We start from the raw sequence: 17,600 nt of genomic DNA on the forward strand, positions 1-17,600 counted from the left end.
TGAACCAGCCAGCGCGGTGCCTGGCGCCCTGACCGGGTGGGCTAGATGTACTGCCCAGGGAGGTTGGTTAAGCGGCTGATGGGCGGCTGGCCTCCGATTGCGGTGTGGGGCCTATGGTGATTGTAGTGGTGCAGCCATGCCGGGAGGGCGTTTCTGCGGGCTGATTCCGTGGCGTAGAAGCGTTGGAAGGCCCATCCGTCGGCGAGGGTGCGGTGGAACCGTTCGATCTTGCCGTTGGTCTGCGGGCGGTAGGGCCGGGTCTTCTTTACCTTGATGTCCAGTTCCTGGCAGGTGTCGCGCCAGAGGTGGGATTTGTAGGCTGAGCCGTTGTCGGAGAGGACCCGCTCGACGGTGACTCCGCGGGCGGCGAACCAGGACACTGCACGGCGCAGCACCCCGACTGCGGTGGCCGCGGTTTCATCGCCGTGGATTTCGGCGTAGGCGACCCGGGAGTGGTCGTCGATGACGGTGTGGACATAGGCGGTGCCGATCAGCGGTTGGCGGTACCTGTTGCGTGCCGTGTCCGGGGTTCCTGCCCGGTTCCGGTCTCCTTGCTGCCGGCCGACGTAGCGCCAGCCGCCGCCGTCGGGGATGTTCCCTAGCTTCTTCACGTCGACATGGATCATCGCCCCCGGCGTCTCGTGCTCGTAGCGGCGGATGACTTCCCCGGTGCGCTTGTCCACGTGGTGCAGGCGGTTCAGCCGGCACCGGACCAGGACCGCGTGCACGGTCGAGGCCGGCATGGCCAGCTTCGCCCCGATTGCCACCGGCCCCAGCCGTTGCTTCCAGCGCAGGTGCACGACCCGGCGCACCAGTTGCTGCGGGGTCCGGTTCGCCACCCGGTGCGGGCGCGAGGACCTGTCGGCCATGCCGTCCTGACCCATCGCGGCGTAGCGTTCGGCCCAGCGCTTGGCGGTGGGCCAGGAGCAGTCGAACTGTTCGGCGGCCCGGGACACCGGCCAGCCGTGATCAACGACGAGACGCGCGAGACGTAAACGTTGGCGTGGAGTCAAAGCGGCATTAGCGTGAGACATTGAGGACCTCCTGGTCGCTGCAGCGGTTGTCTAAGCAACTCCACTGTGCAACCGGAGGTCCTCACCTTTAGGTCAACGACTCCAGCGAGTCATTACATTCACCGAACCAACGTCCCTGGGCAGTACAACTAGATGCGCGCCCCGTCGTCGTGCTCGTCCTTCTCGCCCGGCAGCTTCATGATCAGGAACACCACGGAGGCCGCGAACGCGGCCACCATGCCCACGATCGCCAGCGTCGGGGCTGACCGCCAGAACATCGCCGAGAACACGAGCGCAATCGGGCCGCCCACCGCTCCAATCCAGGCAAGGACGGTCATCGGATCTGCACCGGCCAGGCTGGGCGGCTCCTCCGGGACGAACACGCCATCGTCGTCGTCGGCCTCGTAGTCCCGGGGGCCGGATGCGGTGTCCGGTGCCTCACTGCTGCCCGCGGCCGGGTTCCCCGGGGCGGAGGCGAGCCGCTCCGTGGCGGAAAGTTCGATCGGCGCGACGCCGGCGAGGCCCAGCGGGTCGAAATCGCTGAACAACCTGTTCGCGCCGGTGCCAGCACCGGAGCCAGCGCCGGAGCCAGTGCCGGTGCCGCCGGCGCTGTTGGTTTCGCCGGCCGGGCCGTCAGTTCCCCCAACTGCCTCGTCCCCGCCTGCCCCGACCCCTTCCAGCCTGGCGACGAGATCCAGCCACACGGCGTCGTCATCGGCAAGCGGTTCGTCCGCGGCGGCCGGGTCCTGCGCCTCAGGGGGCGGGGTGGTGCCCGGACGCTGGAGGCCGGATGCGTCAGCGCCAGGCGACCGGGCGTCGTCGGGGTCAGGGGTCTCGGGGTCAGGGACGTCGGGGTCCGGTTTAGTCATTGGCCGTGTCCTTCCGGCTGGCGCGGGCGGCGCCCGGACCGGCTGCGGCTGCAACGGACCGGACAAATTCGGCCGTGCCACGGAAGATCTCGGGCGCGTCGTTGTCCATGGTAGCGACGTGGTAGCTGTTTTCCAGCCGGACCACCTCAAGCGGGGCGTTGGTCAACCCGCGGCGCAGGGCCTCCATGCTGGATTCGGACACCACGTGGTCCACTGTGGAACGGTAGACCCGGACCGGAGCCGTGACGCGGGGCAGCAGCCGCACGGTGTCCTTGAACATCTTGTTGAGCTCGTGCGCGGCGGCCACCGGGGTGCGCGGGTRGGCGCACTCATCCATGCCCGGTTTGAGGATGTCATTGGCGATCGCCGGGGTGCTCTTGAGGACAAACTTCAAGACGCCCGCCAGCGGGGCGCGGGGATCATCGATGACCAGGCCGGGGTTGACCACCACCACCCCCGCTACGGGGCGGGTGGCCGCGATCCGCAACGCGAGGGCGCCGCCCATGGACAGCCCCGCCACGACCACGACGTCGCATTCTTCCGCAAGCTCCAGGTAGGCCGCGTCCAAGGCAGCATGCCAGTCCTGCCACCGGGTCTTGGCCAGCTCCTGCCAGCTCGTTCCGTGCCCCGGCAGCRGGGGCAGCCGGACGGCGAACCCGGCACCGGCCAGGGACAACGCCCAGTCCCGCACACCGTGCGGGCTGCCGGTGAAGCCGTGCGAGACCACGACCCCGGTCCGGGGGATGGTTCCGGTGAACGGGCTGCTGAACGGCGAATGGTCCGGGAGGATGCTCATGGGGACTCCGAGGGGGCGCGGGGCGGCGAAATGGCGTGGGCGTGCTGCAGGAAGAAACGCACTGATTCTTCAAAGAGTAGCGGCGCATCGGCGTCCAGGGTGGCAACGTGCCCGCTCTTCGGGAGGGGAACCACCGTTAGCTCCCGGGACCCGAGCCGCCTGCGCAGCAGCGCCAGGGACGACGGCGGGACCACCGCGTCGGTGTCCGACTTGAACACCAGGGCCGGGGCGGAGACGGACGGCAGGTCCCGGAGGGTCGCGGCGAACAGCCGGCGCAACTGGTGGACGGCGGCCAGCGGCGTCAGGGAGTAGTCACCGTCGTCGGTGGTGGCCGCCGTGGAATTCTCCTCCTGGACGGGCGTGGTGGTGTGCTGGAAGTACTTGAGCAGTCCCACGATCCGGACCCTGCGGTCATAGAAGCTCAGGCCGGGGTTGACGGCGGCCACGCCGGCCACGCTGTGGCGGGCCGCGGTACGCAGGGCGATCGTGCCGCCCATGGACAGTCCCGCGACATAGCAGTCATCAGTCCGGGCGGCCAGGTCCAGGTAGGCCGTTTCAAAGCTCCTGTACCAGTCCTGCCAGCCCTGCCGGGCGAGATCCCGCCAGTGGGTGCCGTGCCCGGGCAGTAGCGGTACCGAGACGGCGAAGCCCTGGGCGGCGAGGTGGCGGGCCCACGGCAGGACGCTGAGCGGGCTGCCTGTGAAGCCGTGGCAGATGGCCACACCGGTCCGGGCGTTGGGGCCGTGGCCCGGGTAGCTGAAAGCGGCGGGCGCAGGGGGAGTGCTGCTTTCAGTCATGAGCCCATCGTGTCACCCCTAGCGCCAAAACTCACTAGAGTAAGGTGTCCATTGAAGCCTGGCCGGACCCGGTTCGGGCCGCAGGCCAGACGCCTTCCGGAGAGGTCACCGAGTGTTTTATTGGTTCATGAAGACGTTTGTCCTGGGGCCGGTGCTCAGGCTGCTGTTCCGGCCCTGGGTCAAGGGCCTTGACAACGTCCCTGCCGAGGGCGCCGCGATCCTTGCCTCGAACCACCTCTCCTTCTCGGATTCCATCTTCATGCCGGTCATGGTGCCGCGGCCGGTCGCGTTCCTGGCGAAATCCGAATACTTCACCGGCACCGGGATCAAGGGCAGGCTGACCGCAGCGTTCTTCCGGCTCACCAACCAGCTCCCCATGGACCGGTCCGGGGGCGCCGCGTCCGCGCAGTCGCTGAACGCCGGGATGGACGTGCTCAAGAAGGGTTCCCTGCTGGGCATCTACCCCGAGGGGACCCGCAGCCCCGACGGGCGCCTCTACCGCGGCAAGGTGGGGGTTGCGCGCCTTGCGCTGCAGGCCCGCGTCCCGGTCATCCCGGTGGCAATGATCGGAACGGACAAGGTCCAGCCGATCGGCAAGCGCGTGCCCAACATCCGCCGCATCGGCATGATCTTTGGCGAACCGCTCGACTTCAGCCGCTACTACGGGATGGAGGATGACCGGCTGATCCAGCGTTCAGTGACTGACGAGATCATGTACGAACTCATGCGCCTCTCCGGCCAGGAATACGTGGATGAGTACGCCGCCGTCGTGAAGCTCCGCCTGGCGGGCAAAGCGCAGGACGCGGCCCCGGACAAAACCCCTGCGGGCCCTGACGCGGTGCAGGATGCGGCCGCCGGCAATACCCCGAACGAAGCCCCAAACACGGCCCCACCGGAAACCCCGAATGAAGCCGCTGCCGGGGATGCGGGGCCGGAGGTTCCCGGCCCCTCATGAGCGGGCCGCGGGTGCCATATGACGGCAGCCGGGCTGTCAATGACAGGCAGGGCCCCCGAACCTTGATGGGGCAACTATCCTTAGATAGTGACCGAGCTATCTGAGAAACCAGTTTCCCCGCTGACCAGCACCGCCCAGAGCGGAGCCGCCAACTATCCCGGACTGGACAACTGGCGGGAGCTCCCGGCCTCGCAGCAGCCCACCTGGTCGGACCCGGCTGTGTTCGAGGCGTCTGTCAAGGAACTTTCCGTCCTCCCGCCCCTCGTGTTCGCCGGCGAAGTGGACATTCTTCGCGAACGGCTCGCCGCCGCCGCGCAGGGCAAGGCGTTCCTGCTCCAGGGCGGCGACTGCGCCGAGACCTTCGAAGCCGCGACGGCGGACAAGATCAGCGCCCGCGTCCGGACCATCCTGCAGATGGCCGTTGTCCTGACCTACGGCGCGGCCATGCCCGTCATCAAGATGGGCCGCATGGCTGGCCAGTTCGCCAAGCCCCGCTCCTCCAACGATGAAACGCGCGAGGGCGTCACCCTGCCGGCCTACCGGGGCGACATCGTCAACGGCTACGATTTCACGCCCGAGTCCCGCGCCCACGACGCCGGCCGGATGCTCAAGGCCTACCACACCTCCGCTTCGACGCTGAACCTGATCCGCGCCTTCACCCAGGGCGGTTTCGCGGACCTGCGCCTGGTGCACCAGTGGAACAAGGGCTTCACCGAGAACCCGGCCCACGCCCGCTACGAGTCCCTGGCCCGGGACATCGACCGCGCCATCAAGTTCATGGCCTCCTGCGGTGCCGACTTCGAGGCCCTGAAGCGGGTGGAATTCTACGCGAGCCACGAGGCCCTGCTGCTGGACTACGAGCGCGCCCTGACCCGCATCGACTCGCGCACGGGGCTGCCCTACGACACCTCCGCGCACTTCCTCTGGATCGGGGAGCGGACCCGCGAGCTGGACCACGCACACGTTGACTTCCTCTCCCGCGTCCGCAACCCGATCGGCGTCAAGCTCGGCCCGTCGACCAGCGGCGACGACGCCCTGCGCCTGATCGACAAGCTGGATCCGAACCGGGAGCCCGGCCGGCTCACCTTCATCACCCGCATGGGTGCGGGCAACATCCGCGAGAAGCTGCCGGCGATCGTCGAGCGCGTCACCGCCTCCGGGGCCCAGGTCCTTTGGGTCACCGACCCCATGCACGGGAACACGGTCACCTCGCCCAACGGCTACAAGACCCGCAATTTCGACGACGTCATTGACGAAGTGCGCGGATTCTTCGAAGTCCACCACGCGCTCGGCACCGTTCCCGGCGGCCTGCACGTGGAGATGACGGGGGACGACGTCGCCGAGTGCCTCGGCGGAGCCGACCCGATCGACCAGGAAGCCTTCCTGGACCRCTACGAGTCGGTCTGCGATCCGCGCCTGAACCACATGCAGTCGCTCGAGATGGCGTTCCTGGTGGCCGGAGCGCTCTCCAAGCGCTGACGCACCGATCGGCAGAATGCGTCTGGCAGAACGCATTCCGGCAGAACGTTTCCCACAGAACGCATTCTGAGAAAAAGCTCCGCCCGGCTACAGCAGCCGGGCGGAGCTTTCTTGTGTAATGGCAGAGGCCGGAGCGGGGTGCCGGTCAGACGACGGTGAGCGTGACGGTCGAGCCTTCCGGGGCCTTCGTGTCCACCGGATTCTGGTCCCGGACCGTGCCGAAGAAACCGCCGAGGATGTTATCGACCTGGACTTTGAAGCCGAGTTTCTCAAGGGCTTCCTGGGCCTCCGAGGCCTGCTTGCCGATGAAGCTGGGGACCTCGACGAGCTTCGGGCCCTTCGAGATGGTCAAGGTGACGGTGCCGCCCTTGGTCAGGTTGCCGGAGGCCGGGTCCTGCGCCAGCACCGCGCCCTCGGGGACATTCCTGTCGTTGACTGCTTCCGGGGCCACCACGGCCTTCAGGCCGGCGGCTTCCAGGGCCTTAACAGCGGCGTCCTGCGCCTGCCCGCGGACATCCGGGACCGGGATGGGCTGCGGGCCCTTCGAGACAGTCAGGCCCACGGGCGTCCCGTGCCTGACCGGGTTGCCGCTGCGCGGAGCCTGGGCAAGGACGGTTCCGGCAGGCGCCTTCTCGTCGAAGGTCTCGGTAATCGGGCCCAAAGCCATCTGGGCGCCGTTGAGCGTGGTCTTGGCCTCGTCCAGGCTCTTGCCGGCCAGTTCCGGCAGCGGGAACAGCTCCGGGCCCTTGGACACGGCCAGCGACACGGGCTGGAACTTGCGGATGACCTCCCCGGCGGTCGGCTCCGAGCCGACCACGAGCCCGGGCGAGACGTCGTCGTCGAAGACATCCTTCACGGTGGATTGGAAGCCGGCGGTGCGGAGCAGGTCCTGGGCCTCGGCAACTGTCTTGTTCGCCACCGGGGGAATCGTTCCCGGCGACCCCGGACCCATGCCGAAGAACCAGCCGGCGACGGCGGCGAGCAGCGCCGCGACGACGAGCAGGACGATCCACAGCAAGCCGCGGCGCCGGGGGTTGCCCTCGTGCAGGGTCCTGGTGGGCGTGGCGGCGGCTCGCTGGCGCGCCTTCTCCTCGTCCCGGTCCAGTTTGCGCTGGGCGCGTTTGCTGGGGGCAACCGCGCCCTCCGCCGGGCCGTCATACCCGGCGCCGTCGTAGGCCGCCTCGTCCGGGGTGGACAACGGTCCGTAGGCCGGACGTCGCGGGGCACCGGACATCACGGTGGTCGGGTTGCCGCTGGTGCGGGAAATCATCTCGGTGGGCCGGGCGAGGCTGCCGTATACCTCAGTCTGCAATTCCGTGGGCATTCCGGTGGGCGGAAGCACGTGGGCCGTTTCCTGCGCGTCCGACGCCGGACCGGTACCGCCTGGCGGCCGGGTTGGCGGTRCTGCCACGGCCGGCAGGGTGCTGCGAGCCGCCGGCGGCTGGAGGTCGAGTTCGGCGTCGCTGAGGTTGGTCCTGATGTGCCGGAGCTCGGACAACAGGGCGCTGCCGTCGACGGGGCGCTTGTCCGGGTCCCGGTCCGTGCACCACTGGACGAGTTCGTCGATCTCCGCGGCCAGCCCGGGCACCTCCAGCGAGGGCGCTGCGACGGTGGAATTGACGTGCTGGTAGGCGACCTGGATGGGCACGTCGCCTTCGAACGGCTGCCGGCCCGTGATCATTTCGTAGAGCATGATCCCGACGGAATAGATGTCGCTGCGGGCATCTGCCTGTTTGCCCAGGACAAGTTCGGGGGAGATGTAGGCGACGGTCCCGATCAGGGCGCCCGTGCTGGTGGACGTCGAGATAGCGCGTGCCAGGCCGAAGTCGCCGAGCTTGATCCGCCCGTCGTCGGCGATCAGGACGTTTTCGGGCTTGATGTCCCGGTGGATCATTCCGGCGGCGTGCGCGGCGCCGAGGCCTTCGACGACCGGATCGATCAGCGCCAGGGCCAGCCGCGGCGACAGGGCGCCCTTGTCATTGAGGACATCCCGCAGCGTGTGGCCCTTGATGAATTCCATGACCAGATAGGCGAGCCGGCCGTCCTCGCCCTGGTCCAGGACGCCCACGACGTGTGGGTGGGAGAGCCGGGCGGCAGCCTTGGCTTCGCGGCCCAGCCGATCGAGGAACTGCGGGTCGTCGGCCAGGTGGGGATGGAGCACCTTCAGCGCGACATCACGCTCAAGGCGCTGGTCCGTGGCGAGGTACACGGTGGACATCCCGCCGCGGGCAAGCCTGGATTGAACCTGGTAGCGGTTGTCCACCAGGTTCCCTACGAGAGCATCCGACACGTATTCCTGCACCTTACAATCGTAGTCGCTGGACAGAAACGGGCCCGAATCAACATGCGATCCGGGCCCGTAGCGTCACGCTCCGCCGAAAGGGAGCCTGTGCTGGAGTCTGTAGTTGGCCGAGCGGCCGGGTTTAGCCGAACAGCTGCCGGTTGGCCTTGATGGCGGCGACGTAGCCCTTGGTGTCCTCGAACATGCCGTTCTGGCTCACCGAGTACTGGCCCTGGTAGTAGCCGGCGATTGCGGTGTCCACATCCGGGCTCGTGCGGACCAACTGGCGGATGATCGCGATGCCTGCCGTGGCGTTGTCGTAGGGATCGAGCAGGTTCAGCTGGCGGCCCACCAGATCGGAGGCCCATTCGCCGGAGGATGGGATGACCTGCATGGTGCCGATCGCATTGGCCGGTGACACCGCACGCTGGTCGAAGCCGGATTCCTGGAAGGCAAAAGCCAGTGCAAGGCTGGCGTCCACGCCCATGCGCCGGGCCGTGTCCGCCACGATCGACTTCATCTGCTGGCGGGTGGGCACCGGAGAGGCATTGAGCAGCGCCTTGTTCTGGTTGGCCGAGCTGACCACCGCGGCCGGGTAGCTGAACCCGAGGAACGTGCTGGGCACGAGGGGCGTGGTGGTGGCAGGCGTGCTCGATGCCGGTGCGATGGTCGACGCGCCGGGGATGACGAGCTTCTGGCCGGGGTAGATGATGCTCGACATTGTCAGCCGGTTGGCCGACAGGACGTCCGAGAGCCTGACACCGTTGCGGGCCGCGATGCCGGAGAGGGTGTCGCCGGCCTTGATGGTGTAGGAGCCGGAACTGGCGGGCGCGGGCGCCGACGGCTTGGGTGCGGCGGCCGTCACGGGTGCGGAGGGGGCCGGCGTGCTGGAACCGCCGCCGACCTTGACCTTCTGGCCGGGATAGATCACGGAGCTCATGCCGAGCCCGTTCCACTTGAAGATCTCGGAAAGGCCAACGCCGTGGCGGGTGGCGATGGCGCTCAGGGTGTCGCCGGACTTGACGACGTACACGCTGCCGCCGCCCGAGGCGGGCGTTGTCGGCGCCGATTTCGCCGGTGCGGACGGTTTGGGCGCTGCCGGCGCCGGCGTCGAGCCCGTGAGCTTGATCTTCTGCCCCGGGTAGATGATGGTGTTCGCCTGCAGGTTGTTCAGCTTGAGCACGGCAAACGTGTCCAGGCCGTAGCGGCCGGCAATGGCACTGATGGTGTCGCCGCGGGCGATCGTGTAGACGGCCGGAGCGGCCGTCTGCGCGGGCCGCAAGGCGCTCGGCAGCGTCACCGGGACGGAGGCGGCCGGGATCACTGCCGCCTTCAGGGATGTCGCCGCGTCAGCCTTCGCCTGGGCACGCATGGCGGCCGCGAGCGTTGCCGGGACCGAGCGCACCCGCGATTCGGCTGCGGCAGGCTGGGCGATCGCCAGGGAGGAAAGCACGACGGCGGGAAGCGCCGCCGTCGTCGCCGCGATGAGCGGCAGGCTGCGCCCCGGACGGAGCTGTGGCGAACGTGAGGTTGTCATTGGAAAGATCCTCTTCTCAGCGGCAACGCTGCGGTCAGGCCGGTAGAACTGGTGTTACCAGTGTGACAAAAGTTATTTCTGTTACAAATGTGATCTATGTGAATCTCTCATGAATTGGCAATTAGCACAAGAACCGTTTGACATTCCGCAAACCCGTTTCCGGTGGAGTGTCGCCCGAAAGTCGTTCCAGGGGAGTCCCCCGGTGAAGCCGGGCGGCATTCCGGCGCGGCGGGACCGGCCATGGCCGCAGCGTGAATTCTGCGGATGCCGACTAGGCGGCGGGGCACCGGCCGTGGCAATCTTTATGCGTGAGTAATGTAGAAAGCCTCGTGGGCGAATGGCTGCCCCTGCCCGATGTCGCACAGCTTCTGAACGTATCTATCACCAAGGTCCATGCATTGCTGGACGAGCGTGCGCTGGCGGCCGTGAGAATCGGCGACCGGCGCATCCGGTCCGTGCCTGCGGCTTTCATCCAGGAYGGGCATGCGGTGGAGAGCCTGAAAGGCACCATTGTTGTTCTCTCAGACGCCGGATACTCGGATGAGGAACTGATCAACTGGCTCTTTACGCCGGACGATTCCCTCCGCGGCCGGCCCATTGACGCCCTGCGGGAAGGGCGCAAGACCGAAATTCGCCGCAGGGCGCAATCACTGGCCTGGTAAAAGCAGACCGGCAGCAACTGCGCCGGCAGCATCCCCCGGACGTGCCATGACGGGCCGTGCACAGCGCAAGCGCCGTGCACGGCCCGCCGCGTTTCCAGGCACCGTTTAAAAAGGCATTGCTGCCGTGAGGGCCGGGTTAAGCGGCGCGGCTCACCGTGGCTTCTGCCAGCCTGCGGAGCGCGGTTTTGGGCAGCTCCTGAAGCGGCAGCAGGTCCAGGGCGGCGAAGGCGGCCTTGCCGAACTCCTCGATGAGCACTTCCGTGGCCTGGAGTGCGCCGCAGTCCACGATGATCCGCCGGATCTCCTCGATGTCCGCATCGCCGAGATCGGGGCTGCCCAGCTTGGCGTCGATGAACTCTGATTCGGCCGCGGAGGCCTGGTCCAGGGCGAAGGCCACCAGGACCGTGCGCTTGCCCTCACGGAGATCGTCCCCGGCAGGTTTGCCGGTGGTGACGGGGTCACCGAAGACGCCAAGGACATCGTCCCGCAGTTGGAACGCCTCACCGAGCGGCAGCGCGAACGCGGAATAGCCGCGCAGCAGCTCGTCGCCGGCGCCGGCCAGGGCGCCGCCGAGGGCGAGCGGGTGTTCGGTGGAGTATTTGGCCGACTTGAACCGGATGATGGACTGGGCCCGGCTGACGGCCCCGGCGCGGTCCCGCCGGGGCCCGGCGACCTCTTCCAGGATGTCGAGGTACTGCCCGGCCATGACTTCTGCACGCATGAGGTTGAAGATCAGCCGTGCCGGGCTGCCGGAGGCGGCACGGTGTCCGATCTCCGTGAACGATTCCTCGCTGAAGGACAGGCAGAGATCCCCGGTCAGGATCGCTGCCGCGTGGCCGAACCGCTCGCTGTCCAGCGCCCAGCCCTGGGCCTCGTGCAGTTCAATGAACCTGCGGTGGACGCTGGGTCCGCCCCGGCGGGTGTCCGAGCGGTCAATGATGTCATCGTGGATCAGGGCCGCGGCCTGGAACAGCTCCAGGGCCGAGCCGGCGGTGACCACCTCGGCGGCGCCGGCTTCTCCGCCGGCGCCGCGCCACCCCCAGTAGCACATGAGCGCCCGCAGGCGCTTTCCGCCCGTGACCAGGTTTGAGATCGAGCCCATGAGCGGATCGATGTCCTGGGAGATCGAGGCCATGATGGCCTGTCGGCTGGTCAGGAACTCGGTGAGCTTGCCGGTGACGGCGGCCACGTAATCCGCCTGCTCGAGCCGCAGCTGTTCGGCGAGACTCACTTGACGGACTCGGCAGCGACGTTCGCACCGATCGTGAACGTGGACACCCCTGTTGTCTGCATGACGGAGATGTTCACGGTTTCGTTGTCCCCGCGCAGGAAGTCCTTGGAAGGCAGGGCACCGACGGTTTCCCCGGGTACGGGCTTGAATCCCTGCGCCTGCAGCCCCTTGGCGTAGAAAGCCAGGACATCGGCGGCCGGGGCGGTGATGCTGCCGACCAGTGCCGCGGTTGCCGGCACCGTGGTTTTGTCGAAGCTGCTGGAGACGACCTGGGCTCCTGGCATCAGCGGCAGGAGTTTCTGCGGGAAGCCGGGTACGAGGGCGCCGACCGTGGCTGACGTGCCGGGCTCCGCGGAAGGGCTGGGGGGAGCCGTGGTGGAGGACTGCGCAGAGGCGTCCGGGGTCGACGCCGGCGACGCCGCCGGGCTCCCGGTGCCGGCAGGCGTGCATGCGGCCAAGGCCAATAGCGCGCCAGCCGCCGCGATGGCGGCTGCGGCACGTTTGCGCTGTCCAAATACCTTCACAGGGACTTTCCTCCTGGGGTTGAAGCGGAATCAGCCTCCAGTTTAGTCAGTCCCCGGGCATAGGATTGAAGACGTGGGGCCGGACGCAGAGAATCAGCAGGGAGCGCAGAGGAATATGCACCCCAACGGGCCCTCGAATGCGCAGCCCCAGATCCAGCCTGCCGGCAGCCTGGGCGGGGACTCACTGCTGGAACTGCGGCGCAGCAGCATCATGCACGTGGACATGGACGCCTTCTTTGTCTCCGTGGAGTTGCGCAGCCGGCCCGAGCTGAAGGGAAAGCCCGTGATTGTGGGCTACCCGGCGGACCGCTCCGTGGTGCTCTCCGCGTCCTATGAGGCCCGCGCCTTCGGCGTCAGATCGGCGATGCCCATGGTGGTGGCGGCGCGCATGTGCCCCTCGGCTGTCATCATCGAGCCCCGCCACAAGCTGTACTACGAAGTGTCCGGCCAGATCATGGCAATCTTTGGTTCCATCACCGACCTCGTCGAGCCGCTCAGCGTGGATGAGGCGTTCCTGGACGTCGGGGGAGCCATCCGGAGGCTCGGGCCGCCACGGGAGATTGGCGAACTCATCCGGGCCCGTGTGTTCCGGGAGCTGGGCATTACGGCATCAGTGGGCATCGCCGCCAGCAAGTTTGTGGCCAAGATCGCGTCCACCCGCTGCAAACCGGACGGGCTGCTGCTGATCCGGCCGGAGGAAACCGTCCCCTACCTGCACAGCCTTCCCGTCAGTGCGCTCTGGGGAGTCGGCGGCAAGACCGTGGAGGTGCTGGCCCGACGGGGCATCAGGACGGTGGCGGACGTCGCAGCGTCGCCGCTGCCCTCGCTGCGCAAGCTGCTGGGCGCATCGGGGGAGCATGTCTACCGGCTCGCCTGGGGCATCGATCCGCGGCCCGTGACGCCGGTCCGCCTGGAAAAGAGCATTGGTGCCGAGGAGACGTTCGCCACTGACACCGCGGATGACGCGCTGCTTCACAGGGAGCTGCTGCGCCTTTCGCACCGGRCGGCGGAGCGCCTCCGCAGTGCCGGCATGCACGCCCGCACCGTGGCGCTCAAGCTRCGCTACGCCGACTTTTCCACTATTACCCGCAGCCGCACCGTGAGCACACCGATCGACAGCGCCCAACTCCTGTACGCGGTGGCAGTGCAGCTCCTGGAATCTGTGGGTCAGCGGCCCATGACGGTCCGGCTGGTCGGCATCCGCGCCGAGCAGCTGGAAGAGGCCGCCGATGCCCCGCTTCAGCTCAGTCTTGACCGCCGGGACGACAACTGGCGGGCCGCCGAACAAGCCCTCGATGCTGTCACCCGGAAGTTCGGCAACAAGTCCGTCCTTCCGGCCCGGCTCCTGGATTCCGGGGGCGCCCTTGAGTGAACCCGGCCGGAACCCCGTCGGGCCGCCCGTTCCCAAGGGTTCCGGCGGCGAAAGGGCCTTAAGACTGTCTTTCAGAACAGGCCGCAACAATCTATCCTTATTAATACCTAGGTTTAGGACTACTGGATCGACCGTTAGGGCGACCTGGCCAGCTAAGACCGGCGCGGGAGAGCTGATTTGACCCCCTTTTCACCAATGGCGGTGACGGGGGAACCACTTCGGAATCCCGGGCGTTAGGGAATTAGGGCAATGGCCACGTCATGCCCGGACGTTGGCAGACTTGAGGAGGTCGTGATGCCGCTCTCGGAACACGAACAGAAGTTGCTGGAGCAACTTGAGAAGCAGCTGCATGAGGACGACCCAAAGTTTGCAAGCTCAATGGGATCGGTCCCCGGACGCTCATGGTCCACCCGCCACCTTGTCATCGGCGTGCTCGCGACTCTCGCGGGCGTGCTGCTGTTATTGGTCGGGGTGTCGATGCAGAACATCTTTGTCGGGGTCCTCGGCTTTGTTGTGATGGGCGCCGGCGTCTATTTCGCCACGATGCGCAGTTCTGCGGTCGGCAAGGCCAGGGCAGCCGGCGGACGCAAGCAGGGCAAGCCCAGGAGTTCGTTCATGAGCAACCTCGAGCAGCGCTGGGACGAACGGCACGGGGGCGAGTCCTAAACCGCTCAGTGACGGCCCCGTAAAGTCCTCCACTTCCCGCCACCGGTCCGCCGGGGAGCGGCGCGAGACCCGCTTCGGCGGGTCTTTCGCCATTTAACGCGGTTATTTCCGGCGCCCTTGCTGCAGCGTTGCCGGAATTTGGCTTCGATGGCGCCGCAAAAGGGACAACCGCACCGAATTATTCGCTCCCGCGCCGGTACGCCCCGTCAATCGGTGCGGGGCGGGAGGGAAGCAGGCAAAAATCGCTCCACTTTCCCCCACCAGTCCCGATTGCCTGCAAATGCTGGGAAGAAGGGGGATAAACATCCGCAGAATTGTCTAAACATCCCGGGCGTGTCGTTGACTGTGGAGCGATGTGGAGTAATGTGGAGGACGTAAGAGGGTAGTGGCAGCACAGGGGACGTTGGACTTCCTAAAACAGACAGGCGGTGGGCCGTGTTTCTCGGCACACATTCGCCGCGTCTGGATGAAAAAGGTCGAATTATCCTCCCCGCGAAGTTCCGAGAGGAACTTGCCAGCGGGCTGGTTCTCACAAGGGGCCAGGAGCGTTGCATCTACGTCTTCAGTGAGGCGGAATTCGGCCGGGTTCACGAGCAGATGCGGGAGGCTCCAATTTCCTCCAAGCAGGCACGTGACTACATCCGTGTTTTCCTCTCTGGAGCCTCGGACGAGGTACCTGACAAGCAGGGGCGCGTGACGATTCCGCCGGCGCTCCGGGAGTATGCAGGTCTTGGCCGGGAACTCGCCGTCATTGGCGCAGGATCCCGGGCAGAGATCTGGGACGCCCAAGCCTGGAATGAGTACCTGGCCGAAAAGGAAACCGCCTTCTCGGAAACAGACGACGCCATCCCGGGGATTCTCTGAACCCCCACTGATCCACCAGCAAACAACGTTCCTTGATCGAGATCTCCAGCCGCCCATCCGGTTGTTGTCCTGGCTCACTTCCCCGGAGCCAGGCCGGCGCAGGATAGGCGCGGATGGGGATCTGGACCAAGGAACGTTGCGTAAGAGCAGTACCAAGCAACTAGCAAAGCGCAACTAGCAAAGCTCAAAACAAACAAGGCCAACGAAAGGACGAAGGCATGACGGATCCCGACCAGGCGAAGCCGACGTCCGAACGCCATGTACCGGTCCTCAAGGACCGGTGCATCAATTTGTTGGCCCCCGGCATCGAGGCCGCACGGAGCCGCGGCGAGACCCCCGTGGTGATCGACGCCACGCTCGGCATGGGCGGACACTCGGAGGCCCTCCTGCAGCGCTTCCCGGACCTTCACCTGATCGGCATCGACCGCGACGAGGAAGCCCTGGCACTGGCGGGGTCCAGGCTGGCGCCCTTCGAGAACCGGACCGACCTCGTTCACGCCGTCTACGACGAAATCCCGGACGTCCTCGAAGACCTGGGCTTCACCGAAGTCCACGGAGTGCTCATGGACCTCGGCGTATCGTCCCTCCAGCTGGACGAGCGGGAACGCGGCTTCGCCTACTCCTTCGATGCGCCCCTGGACATGCGGATGGACACCAGCCGGGGCCAGACGGCCGCCGACGTCGTCAATAACTACAGCGAAGAAGAACTCGTCCGGATCATCCGGAAGTGGGGCGAAGAGAAGTTCGCCGGCCGCATCGCGAACAGGATCGTGGCCGCGCGCGCCGAAAAGCCCTTCACCACCACCGGCGAACTGGTCGACCAGATCCGGGCCGTGGTGCCCGCCGGTGCCGCCAAATCCGGCGGCCACCCCGCGAAGCGCACTTTCCAGGCGCTCCGGATCGAGGTCAACGAGGAACTGGACGTCCTCGAGCGCGCCATCCCGGCAGCGATCGAGGCCATCGCCCTCGGCGGCCGTGTGGTGGTCATGTCCTACCACTCCCTGGAAGACAAGATCGTCAAGGGCTTCTTCCAGGCCGGATCGAAGTCCTCGGCGCCGCTCGGCTTCCCGGTCGAGCTCGAAGAGCACAAAGCCGAACTCAAAACCCTGACAAAGGGCACCGAGGTACCCACCGCCGCTGAAATCGCCGAAAACCCCCGCGCAGCTTCCGCCCGGCTGCGCGCCGTCGAACGCATCAAAGCCAGGAGAGCCGCATGAGCACCGCCGCCGTCAACAGCTACCCCGTTGCCCAGGGCGCCACTGCCCGTGCCCTGCCCGGCCTCCGCCCCGGCCTTGACCAGCCCCGCAAGGCACGCACCCCGCTGTCGGTGGTCCGCTCCGTGCCGCGCAAGCGCCGCGCACCGTTCGTGGTGCTCTGCTTCGGGCTCCTGGCGATTGCCCTTATGGCCGTGCTGGTCCTGAACATCTCCGTCTCCTCCGCCCAGTACCAGCTGGTCCAGCTCCGCAGTGAACAGACCACACTGACCAAGCAGAACCAGGACCTCACCCAGCAGGTGCAGAACTTCGACGCCCCGCAGAACCTGGCGGCCAAGGCCACGGAGCTGGGCATGGTGGCTTCGGTCGCCAAGGGCCAGATCGACCTCTCCACCCTCAATGTCACCGGCAAGGCCAAGCCGGCCGTCAAGGGTGATGCCCCGGGCGCCGTCATCGCCGCACCGGCCGTCGCCGGGCAGCTCACGGTTGTCCCGCCGGCCACGGAGAACGAGCCTCTCGCCCAGCGCAAGGCGGCGGACACCAGGCCGGCCGACACCAAACCGGCTGACACAGACAAGGCGCCGGCAGCTGTGAAGCCCGCACCCGCACCGAAACCCGCCGCCCCCGCCGTGGAACTCCACGGCGGCTCGGTTCCCGCCCCCGCACAGAAGACGCCGGGGCAGTAACGTTCACTGACCACCAGCAAGGCAAGCAGCAAGGACTCACCGTGGCGAAGAACTCCGGCAGGGCAAGCAAGGCGAAAGCCCCAAACCCCACCCGGCGGCTCCGCGTGGGGCTTGGCATCATGCTGGCGCTCCTGCTGGTGGTCGGCGGCAAGCTGTTCATGGTCCAGGGCCTGGACATCGGGGGACTGGCTGAGGCCGCCCTCAACAACAGGCTCACGCCCACCGTGCTGCCCGCGGAGCGCGGCAGCATCCTCGATTCCTCCGGCGCGGTCCTGGCCAGCAGCGTCATCCGCTACAACGTCGTTGTGGACCAGACAGTCAACACCAAGACCGAAACCTTCCGCCGGTTCGAGACCATCAACGGCAAGGACGAGCTCGTCAAGGTCACCCGGGACCAGGGCATCTCCGAACTCGCCGCCGTGCTCGGCATGGACCGCGGCACCCTCCGCGATGCCCTGACCGGAACCCAGCGCTACTACATCGTGGCTAAGGACCTGAAACCGGACGTCGAGGACAAGGTCTCCAAGCTGCAGATTCCCGGCATCGTCACCGAAGGCACCAGCAAGCGGGTCTACCCCAACGGCTCCGTGGCCGGCGGAATTGTGGGTTTCCTCAAGGACGGCAGCACCGGACAGGCGGGCCTCGAGCAGACCC

Annotated in this window: 16 protein-coding genes and 1 pseudogene; 9 read left to right on the forward strand and 8 right to left on the reverse strand. The window is 67.1% G+C overall.

Annotated elements, in window-relative coordinates; genetic code table 11:
- Positions 1 to 41: 41 nt before the first annotated feature.
- The 4 genes from AC1DHX_RS10365 to AC1DHX_RS10380 form a co-directional block, all read right to left on the reverse strand.
- Entirely contained in the window at positions 42 to 1,034 is a 993-nt protein-coding gene (locus AC1DHX_RS10365; RefSeq protein WP_476859859.1) for an IS481 family transposase, read from the reverse strand.
- A 128-nt stretch (positions 1,035 to 1,162) separates the two neighbouring features.
- Positions 1,163 to 1,882, reverse strand: coding sequence for a hypothetical protein (locus tag AC1DHX_RS10370; RefSeq protein ID WP_476859858.1), 720 nt, complete (start codon positions 1,880 to 1,882; stop codon positions 1,163 to 1,165).
- Entirely contained in the window at positions 1,875 to 2,678 is an 804-nt protein-coding gene (locus tag AC1DHX_RS10375; protein WP_476900005.1) for an alpha/beta hydrolase, read from the reverse strand. The genes AC1DHX_RS10370 and AC1DHX_RS10375 overlap by 8 nt, the downstream gene beginning before the upstream one ends.
- Positions 2,675 to 3,475, reverse strand: coding sequence for an alpha/beta hydrolase (locus AC1DHX_RS10380; RefSeq protein ID WP_476857720.1), 801 nt, complete (start codon positions 3,473 to 3,475; stop codon positions 2,675 to 2,677). Before AC1DHX_RS10380 ends, AC1DHX_RS10375 begins: the two co-directional genes overlap by 4 nt.
- A gap of 112 nt (positions 3,476 to 3,587) precedes the next feature.
- On the opposite strand from AC1DHX_RS10380, the gene AC1DHX_RS10385 reads away from it, so the two are divergent.
- The gene (locus AC1DHX_RS10385) at positions 3,588 to 4,430 is read left to right on the forward strand and encodes a lysophospholipid acyltransferase family protein (protein WP_223916608.1); all 843 of its coding nucleotides are present in this window, start codon (positions 3,588 to 3,590) and stop codon (positions 4,428 to 4,430) included.
- An 84-nt stretch (positions 4,431 to 4,514) separates the two neighbouring features.
- Entirely contained in the window at positions 4,515 to 5,909 is a 1,395-nt protein-coding gene (locus tag AC1DHX_RS10390) for a class II 3-deoxy-7-phosphoheptulonate synthase (protein WP_476900009.1), read from the forward strand.
- A 145-nt stretch (positions 5,910 to 6,054) separates the two neighbouring features.
- Here AC1DHX_RS10390 and AC1DHX_RS10395 read toward each other — a convergent pair whose 3' ends face one another.
- Complete coding sequence (locus AC1DHX_RS10395) at positions 6,055 to 8,211, reverse strand: Stk1 family PASTA domain-containing Ser/Thr kinase (RefSeq protein WP_476900006.1); 2,157 nt, start codon at positions 8,209 to 8,211, stop codon at positions 6,055 to 6,057.
- 121 nt (positions 8,212 to 8,332) lie between these two features.
- Positions 8,333 to 9,727 carry a LysM peptidoglycan-binding domain-containing protein gene (locus AC1DHX_RS10400; RefSeq protein WP_476857722.1) on the reverse strand — a complete coding sequence of 465 codons (1,395 nt, stop codon included), beginning with the start codon at positions 9,725 to 9,727 and terminating at the stop codon, positions 8,333 to 8,335.
- Positions 9,728 to 10,035: 308 nt separating this feature from the next.
- On the opposite strand from AC1DHX_RS10400, the gene AC1DHX_RS10405 reads away from it, so the two are divergent.
- Positions 10,036 to 10,389 (forward strand): Rv2175c family DNA-binding protein, encoded by a 354-nt coding sequence (locus tag AC1DHX_RS10405; protein WP_026266238.1) that lies wholly within the window; start codon positions 10,036 to 10,038, stop codon positions 10,387 to 10,389.
- 136 nt (positions 10,390 to 10,525) lie between these two features.
- Here AC1DHX_RS10405 and AC1DHX_RS10410 read toward each other — a convergent pair whose 3' ends face one another.
- Positions 10,526 to 11,620 (reverse strand): polyprenyl synthetase family protein, encoded by a 1,095-nt coding sequence (locus AC1DHX_RS10410; RefSeq protein WP_476857723.1) that lies wholly within the window; start codon positions 11,618 to 11,620, stop codon positions 10,526 to 10,528.
- Positions 11,617 to 12,144 carry a RodZ family helix-turn-helix domain-containing protein gene (locus AC1DHX_RS10415; protein ID WP_028275890.1) on the reverse strand — a complete coding sequence of 176 codons (528 nt, stop codon included), beginning with the start codon at positions 12,142 to 12,144 and terminating at the stop codon, positions 11,617 to 11,619. Before AC1DHX_RS10415 ends, AC1DHX_RS10410 begins: the two co-directional genes overlap by 4 nt.
- 115 nt (positions 12,145 to 12,259) lie before the next feature.
- On the opposite strand from AC1DHX_RS10415, the gene dinB reads away from it, so the two are divergent.
- From dinB to AC1DHX_RS10445, 6 genes and pseudogenes are all read left to right on the forward strand, one after another.
- Positions 12,260 to 13,516: a DNA polymerase IV gene (dinB, locus tag AC1DHX_RS10420; protein ID WP_476900007.1), complete on the forward strand. Its 1,257-nt coding sequence runs from the start codon at positions 12,260 to 12,262 to the stop codon at positions 13,514 to 13,516.
- Positions 13,517 to 13,810: 294 nt separating this feature from the next.
- Positions 13,811 to 14,182: a DUF3040 domain-containing protein gene (locus AC1DHX_RS10425; protein WP_028275888.1), complete on the forward strand. Its 372-nt coding sequence runs from the start codon at positions 13,811 to 13,813 to the stop codon at positions 14,180 to 14,182.
- A gap of 435 nt (positions 14,183 to 14,617) precedes the next feature.
- On the forward strand, positions 14,618 to 15,046 hold the full coding sequence (gene mraZ / locus AC1DHX_RS10430) for a division/cell wall cluster transcriptional repressor MraZ (RefSeq protein WP_028275887.1): 429 nt from the start codon (positions 14,618 to 14,620) through the stop codon (positions 15,044 to 15,046).
- A 218-nt stretch (positions 15,047 to 15,264) separates the two neighbouring features.
- Entirely contained in the window at positions 15,265 to 16,263 is a 999-nt protein-coding gene (gene rsmH, locus AC1DHX_RS10435) for a 16S rRNA (cytosine(1402)-N(4))-methyltransferase RsmH (RefSeq protein WP_476857725.1), read from the forward strand.
- Complete coding sequence (gene ftsL / locus AC1DHX_RS10440; protein ID WP_476850414.1) at positions 16,260 to 16,946, forward strand: cell division protein FtsL; 687 nt, start codon at positions 16,260 to 16,262, stop codon at positions 16,944 to 16,946. The genes rsmH and ftsL overlap by 4 nt, the downstream gene beginning before the upstream one ends.
- A 41-nt stretch (positions 16,947 to 16,987) precedes the next feature.
- Positions 16,988 to 17,600 (forward strand): annotated as a pseudogene (locus tag AC1DHX_RS10445) (peptidoglycan D,D-transpeptidase FtsI family protein); the annotation flags it as partial.

It is taken from the genome of Arthrobacter sp. 05N33_2 (genome assembly GCF_056397425.1).